The organism is Streptomyces sp. C (assembly GCF_000158895.1).
Classification (GTDB): Bacteria; Actinomycetota; Actinomycetes; order Streptomycetales; family Streptomycetaceae; genus Streptomyces; species Streptomyces racemochromogenes.
Window position 1 is genome coordinate 938,838 of record NZ_GG657750.1, and the last position, 7,011, is coordinate 945,848.

General features: G+C 75.4%; 5 protein-coding genes and 1 pseudogene. 5 read left to right on the forward strand and 1 reads right to left on the reverse strand.

What is annotated here, in order from left to right:
- Positions 1-89 (reverse strand): annotated as a pseudogene (locus tag SSNG_RS43470) (glutamate racemase); the annotation flags it as partial.
- Between the two features lie 242 nt (positions 90-331).
- Between SSNG_RS43470 and SSNG_RS04145 the strand changes: the two are divergent.
- The 5 genes from SSNG_RS04145 (at position 332) to SSNG_RS04165 (ending at position 6,749) form a co-directional block, all read left to right on the forward strand.
- Positions 332-1,513, forward strand: coding sequence for a glycosyltransferase (locus SSNG_RS04145; RefSeq protein WP_007262545.1), 1,182 nt, complete (start codon positions 332-334; stop codon positions 1,511-1,513).
- 266 nt (positions 1,514-1,779) lie between these two features.
- Positions 1,780-2,376: a DUF6643 family protein gene (locus SSNG_RS04150; protein WP_007262546.1), complete on the forward strand. Its 597-nt coding sequence runs from the start codon at positions 1,780-1,782 to the stop codon at positions 2,374-2,376.
- A gap of 103 nt (positions 2,377-2,479) precedes the next feature.
- Positions 2,480-3,307, forward strand: a complete 828-nt coding sequence (locus tag SSNG_RS04155; protein ID WP_007262547.1) for an MOSC N-terminal beta barrel domain-containing protein — start codon at positions 2,480-2,482, stop codon at positions 3,305-3,307.
- 177 nt (positions 3,308-3,484) lie between these two features.
- Entirely contained in the window at positions 3,485-4,081 is a 597-nt protein-coding gene (locus SSNG_RS04160; protein ID WP_007262548.1) for a hypothetical protein, read from the forward strand.
- 148 nt (positions 4,082-4,229) lie between these two features.
- Positions 4,230-6,749 (forward strand): right-handed parallel beta-helix repeat-containing protein, encoded by a 2,520-nt coding sequence (locus SSNG_RS04165; RefSeq protein WP_007262549.1) that lies wholly within the window; start codon positions 4,230-4,232, stop codon positions 6,747-6,749.
- The last annotated feature ends 262 nt before the right edge of the window (positions 6,750-7,011 follow it).

Here is a 7,011-nt window from a genome sequence, read left to right on the forward strand (position 1 = left end):
AGCACCAGATCGGCGTCGGGCCGCAGCCGACGCGTCGCGGCGGCCGCAGCGAGGAGGCCGATTCCCGAGTCCATGAGCGCGATCTTCACCCGGTCACTTTAGTCGACGCGCCCGTCCCGCCCACGATCCCCGCCCCGCGAACCCGACCCGGGCCACCCGGGCGCGCGCCGGCCCTGCCCCGCCCCGGACCGCCCCGCCCGGCGCGCCCGACCCGCCCGCCTGCCCGGCCCACCCGGCCCGGCGCCCGCCCGGTCCGGCGCGTGCCGCGACTCTCCGTCCGACTCGCCCGGAAGACCGGGACACGCCCCGCCGCTTCGGCCACACTGCCGCCATGGGCCTCCTCATCGCCGCCTGCTCGTCCCTCGCCGCCTGGCTCTGGCTGACCCTCGCCCAGGGCATGTTCTGGCGCACCGACGTCCGCCTCCCCCCGCGCACGGCCCCCGCCCGCTGGCCCTCCGTGGCCATCGTGGTCCCGGCCAGGGACGAGGCCGGGGTGCTCCCGCTGAGCCTGCCCTCGCTCCTCGCCCAGGACTATCCCGGCGAGGCGCGGATCGTCCTGGTCGACGACGGCAGCACCGACGGCACGGCCGCCCTCGCCCGCCGCCTGGCCGCCGAGCAGCCGGGCCTCCCCCTCTCCGTCGTCTCGCCGGGGGACCCGCCGCCCGGCTGGACCGGCAAGCTCTGGGCGCTGCGGCACGGCATCGGCGAGGCCCGTACCGCCGCGGCCGGGGGGCCCGAGTACCTGCTGCTCACCGACGCCGACATCGCGCACGAACCCGACAGCCTGCGCGAGCTGGTCGCCGCCGCGACCAGCGCCGGCCTCGACCTCGTCTCCCAGATGGCCCGGCTGCGGACGGCCGGCTTCTGGGAGCGGCTCGTCGTACCCGCCTTCGTGTACTTCTTCGCGCAGCTGTACCCCTTCCGCCGGATCAACCGCCCTGCCTCCCGGACGGCCGCGGCGGCCGGCGGCTGCGTGCTGCTGCGGACCGACGCGGCCGTCCGGGCGGGGATCCCGGACTCGATCCGGCAGGCCGTCATCGACGACGTCTCCCTCGCCCGCGCCGTCCAGCGCTCGGGCGGGCGGATCTGGCTGGGGCTGGCGGAGCGCGTGGACAGCGTGCGCCCGTACCCCGCCCTCGGGGACCTGTGGCGGATGGTGTCGCGCAGCGCGTACGCCCAACTCCGCCACCAGCCGCTGCTGCTGGCCGGGACGGTGGCGGGGCTGGCGCTGGTGTACCTGGTCCCGCCGGCGGCCCTGTTCGCGGGGCTGGCGGGCCGGCCCTCGGCCGGGAGCGCCGCCACGGCCTGGGCCGGGGGTCTCGCCTGGCTGCTGATGGCGGGGACCTACCTGCCGATGCTGCGCTACTACCGGCAGCCGGCCGCGCTCGCCCCGCTGCTGCCGTTCACCGCGCTGCTCTACCTGCTGATGACCGTCGACTCCGCCGTCCAGCACTACCGGGGACGCGGGGCCGCCTGGAAGGGCCGTACCTATGCCCGTCCCAGCGACGCCTGAAACCGGCCGGGCGGCGCGGGCGCGGAATTCTCCCGTCTGAGGGGACGTCATCCGAGGTCACCGCGTTGTGACGGAGCGTCAGCGCGAAGTGCGTGCAAAGGCCAACCGGCGAGTACGAGTGGCAGCAAGACGGGGCGGAAGTGACGAATCGTGCAGGTGAACGTCTAGTGAAAGCTGTGGCGCTGACCTGCGAATATGCAGGTCAGCGCGGTGTTGGCGCCACCTGGCTATGGACCCGGTGAAGCCGTGGGCTTAACTTGTCTCCCATGACCTCCCCCCGCTCCACTTATGGCGGCGGTTACTACTCCGCGCCCTCCTTCCCGGACACCCCCATCTACGACTCCCTCGTCGCCGAGCGGGGTACTCCGCAGATCGCCCCGATCCGCGTTCCGGCCGCCTACGAATCCCCCAGTGCCGGTTACTCGAGCGGTGGTTTCCTGCCGGCCCTCGCCTCGTCCATGCCCGCCCTGCCGCCCGCCGCACCGCAGCTGCCGGCGCCCTCGTACGGCTACGGGTATCCGCAGCAGGCGGCTCCGCAGCCGCAGCAGATGCCGGTTCCGCTTCAGCACGCGCCCGCCCCGTACATCCCGCAGCAGCAGGTCGCGGCCCGGGCCGGGTACGTGCCCCAGCCGCAGCCCCAGCAGCCCCGTCCGGCCGCCATGGGCACCGGGTACGAGGCCATGCGCCCGGCGGCTCCGCGCCCGATGTCGCCCATGGGGGGCATGGCCCCCATGGCCCCCATGGCTCCGGTGGCGCCGATGACCCCCACGATGGCCCCCACCATGGCGCCGGTGGCCTCCGCGGCGGGCGTGCCCTCGTACGAGGACCCGTACGGCCGCCCGTACCAGCAGGGCGCCTACTGACCCCGGCTGACGCCGGCGCTGACTCCGCCGGCGTCCCGCGCACCGTGCACGCGGTCGTCAGGGGGCCGGCGGGGGCCGGCGGGTCAGCTGTCACAATGCCCCCATGTCGAACTTGTACGTCCAGTCGCTGCACGTCCACCCCGTCAAGTCGGTGGCGGGGACCGCACCCGACGAGATCGTCGTGGAGCCATGGGGACCGGCCGGGGACCGCCGCTGGGCCGTGATCGACACGACGGGCGCGGTCATCACCCAACGCCAGCAGGCGCGGCTGGCGTTGGCCGCCGCGCGTCCGCTGCCGGGCGGGCGGATCGAGCTGTCGGGACCGGGCATGCCCGGCCTCGTCGTGGAGGTTCCGGAGCCCGGCCCGCTGGAGCCGGTCGTGCTCTTCGGCAAGAAGATCGAGACGGTGGTCGCGGCGTCCGCCGCCGCCGAGTGGTTCACCGCCTACCTCGGGCAGCCCGCACGCCTCGTGCACATGGACGACCCGGCCGTCCGGCGGCCCGTGGACCCCGACTACGCCCTGCCCGGGGAGACCGTCAGCCTCGCCGACGCCTACCCCCTGCTGCTGGCCACCAGCGCCTCGCTGGACGCCCTCAACGAGCTGATCGCCCAGGGCGACCACCCGGAGGAGGGCCCGCTGCCCATGAACCGCTTCCGGCCCAATCTGGTGGTCGGCGGTCCCGCGGCCCCCTGGGCCGAGGACGGCTGGCGGCGCATCGCGATCGGCGACGCGGTCTTCCGCGGGGTGCGCGAATGCGGCCGCTGCATCGTGACCACCACCGACCAGCACACGTCCGAGCGCGGGCGGGAGCCGCTGAAGACCCTGGCCCGGCACCGGCGGATCGGGAAGTCGCTGGCCTTCGGACGCCAGCTGGTGCCGGTCGTCACGGGCACGGTCCGGGTGGGCGACGAGGTGCGCGTCCTGGAGTGAGCGCGGCCGCCGCATCCGGAGGTCCCGACCCCGCCGCTGACCACGGCGGGCAGACGGAATGACACCTTCGAGGGGCTCGTGGCGTCCACTGGAACCAACGGGCCGCACGGGGCCGTTGGAGCATTCAGGACGGCAGACGAAGACGTAGACCGGGCATGGGGCAGGGGGAGCCGGACCGTGCGGACAGCAATGGGTGTATGGCGTTGGCGGCGCAATCCGCTGCGCAGGACGACCGATCTCCTCGAGGCGTGGGTGGCGTTCGCCGCGCTGGTGTGCGTCCTGCTGGTGGCGCCGGCCGTCGGCTGGGTGGCGGGCCTCCAGGTGGACGGGACCCTGCAGCGGGCGGCGAGCGAGCAGCGGCACGAGCGGTACCTGGTCCCGGCGGTGGTCGTGCGGCCCGCACCGGGCGCGGCCGATCCGTCGGCGCAGCGGCAGGCGCCCGAGCGGACGCGGATCGTGGCCGCGTGGACCGCGCCCGACGGCAGCAGCCACGAGGGCACGGTTCCGGCGGCGGAGGAACCGCCACGGGCGGGCGACCGGTTCCGGATATGGACCGACATCCGGGGCCGGCTCGTGGGGCAGCCCCTCGACCCCACCGCCGCCTCGTTCCACGCGGGTGCCGCGGGCCTGGCCGCCGCGCTCACCGCGGCCGCGCTGGCGGAGACGGTCCGGCGGCTGGTCGTACGCCGGCTCATGCATCGGCGGTACACGCGTCTGGACCGGGCGTGGGCGGCGGCGGGACCGGACTGGGGCCGGGCGGGCGCGGGCAGTTGACCTGGCCACTCACCGGCCCCTCGCGCGCTACCGTGGAGCCGGAGGCCGGGTCGCTCAGGTCTCTTCGGTCTCTTCGGTCGCTCCCGGCTCCCCGGTCGCTGCCGCGGGTCCGGCAGCGCGAGTACCAGGGTGGGGGCACGACAGCACGATGGTTCAGGGCACGGTCCAGGTGACGCACGGCGGGACCTCGCGGTGGCGGCGGCGTTCCGGGGAGTATCCGACGCTGACCGCCGCGCTCGCCGCGGCGGTCGACGGGGACGTGCTGTCCATCGCCCCCGGTACCTACCGGGAGAACCTGGTCCTGCGTCATGCCGTCACCCTGCGCGGGCCCGAGGGCTCGGTCGCCGGGTCGGTGCGCATCGCCCCGCTCGACGGGATCGCGCTGACCGTGCGCGCCTCCGCCGTGGTCCAGGACCTGTACCTGGAGGGCGCGGACCGGGCGGCGCCCGCGCTGCTGGTCGAGGAGGGCTCGCCCGAGCTCACCGACCTGCGCGTGCACACCCGTTCGGCGTCCGGGATCGAGGTGCGCGGCGGGGCCCGGCCCCTGGTGCGCCGGTGCACGGTGGAGAATCCGGCCGGGGTCGGGATCTCCGTCCTGGACGGCGGCGGCGGGGTGTTCGAGGAGTGCGAGGTGGTCGTCGCCGGGCAGGCCGGGGTCTCGGTGCGCGGCGGGCACCCGCGCCTGGAGCGCTGCCGGATCCACCACGCCGTCGGCGCGGGCATCGCGGTCACCGGTGAGGGCTCGGGGCTGGAGGCGCTCGGCTGCGAGGTGTACGAGGTCAAGGGCACGGGTGTGCAGGTCGCCGCGCGGGCCGCGGCCCGGCTGACCGACTGCGCGGTGCACCGCACGTCCGCCGACGGGGTCACCCTCGACACGGACGCGGTGCTGACGCTCACCGGCTGCGACATCCACGACATCCCGGAGAACGCCGTCGACCTGCGCTCCCGTTCGGTGCTCACCCTCAGCCGCACCACGGTCCGCCGGTTCGGGCGCAACGGCCTGTCGGTGTGGGACCCGGGGACGCGGGTCGACGCCGAGTCATGCGAGATCCACGACAGTACGGGCGACTATCCGGCGGTGTGGGTCAGCGACGGGGCCACCGCCTCGCTGGAGTCCTGCCGGCTGCACGACGTGCCGGACGCGCTGTTCGTGCTGGACCGCGGCTCGCGGGTGGACGTGGTCGACAGCGACCTCTCACAGGTGCGCAACACGGCCGTCTCGGTGAGCGACGGGGCGAGCGCGCAGCTCGACGACTGCCGGATCCGGGAGGCGGGCACCGGGGCGTGGTTCCGCGACCACGGCAGCGGCGGGTCCCTCGCCAACTGCACCGTCGACGCCGTGCAGACGGGTGTGATCGTCACCAAGGGGGCCGATCCGGTCCTGGAGCGGTGCACGGTCACCTCCGCCGCCGAGGCCGGGTTCTACGTGTCGGCGGGCGGCCGGGGGACCTTCACGGCCTGCCGGGTGACGGGCAGTTCCGGTTTCGGCTTCCACGTCATCGACGGCTGCCGCACGACCCTGACCCGGTGCCACACCGAGCGGTGCGCGCGCGGGGGCTACGAGTTCGCGGAGGACGGCCCGCTCGCCGAGGGCTGCACCGGTGACGAGGACGGTACGGGCCCGGCGGCGGGGGCCGCCGGCGGTGTGCTCGCGGGGGCGCGGCCCGGCGGCACGGGTCCGCGTACGGCCACGGCCGCGCGGGACTCCGCGGGGCATCCGGCGGACCGGGTGCCGGCCTCCCGGACCGGGGCCGGGCCGGACGCCGGGGCCGGAGCCGAAACCGGCACCGGGGCCGGGAGCTCCGCCGCCGCGCAGGCCGTGCCGGCCCCGGCCGGGGCGGGAGCCGCGCGGGGCTCGGGCGAGGTGCTGGGGCAGCTCGACGCGCTGGTCGGGCTGGACAGCGTCAAGCGCGAGGTGCGGGCCCTCACCGACATGATCGAGGTCGGGCGGCGCCGGCAGCAGGCGGGCCTGAAGGCGGCTTCGGTGCGCCGGCACCTGGTCTTCACGGGCTCCCCCGGCACGGGCAAGACCACGGTCGCCCGCCTGTACGGGGAGATCCTGGCCGCCCTCGGGGTGCTGGAGCGCGGCCACCTGGTCGAGGTGTCGAGGGTGGACCTGGTCGGCGAGCACATCGGGTCGACGGCGATCCGTACGCAGGAGGCCTTCGACCGGGCGCGGGGCGGGGTGCTGTTCATCGACGAGGCGTACGCGCTGGCGCCGGAGGACTCGGGCCGGGACTTCGGGCGCGAGGCGATCGACACGCTGGTGAAGCTGATGGAGGACCACCGGGACGCGGTGGTGGTGATCGTCGCCGGGTACACGGAGGAGATGGAGCGGTTCCTGACGGTCAACCCGGGGGTGGCTTCGCGGTTCTCCCGCACCATCACCTTCGGGGACTACGGGCCGCAGGAGCTGCTGCGGATCGTGGAGCAGCAGGCGGAGGAGCACGAGTACCGGCTCGGCGAGGGCACCGGGGAGGCCCTGCTGAAGTACTTCACGGAGCTGCCCAAGGGCCCGGCCTTCGGCAACGGCCGGACCGCCCGCCAGACCTTCGAGGCGATGGTGGAGCGGCACGCGGGACGGGTGGCGCAGCTGGCCGACCCGGGCACGGACGAGCTCACCCTGCTGTTCCCGGAGGACCTGCCTGCGCTGCCGGCGGAGTGCTGATCCGCCGCCCGGCGGGGACTTCTGACAAGGAGTCAGTTATGGTGGCGCGGCGCGCACCCGCGCGGCGCCGCAGCAGACGCACCCCAGGGGGTAACGCCATGGCCCGCCGACTCCGCCCCGTGGGGCTGGACTTCATCGAGCACGCCCCGACCCGGCTGGCCTTCACGGCCCGGGCCGCGGCCCCGCCCGAGGCCGTGTACCGGGCGCTCGCGGACGAGGTGACGGGCTGGCCCGCCTGGTTCCGCGCGGTCACCCTGGCCCG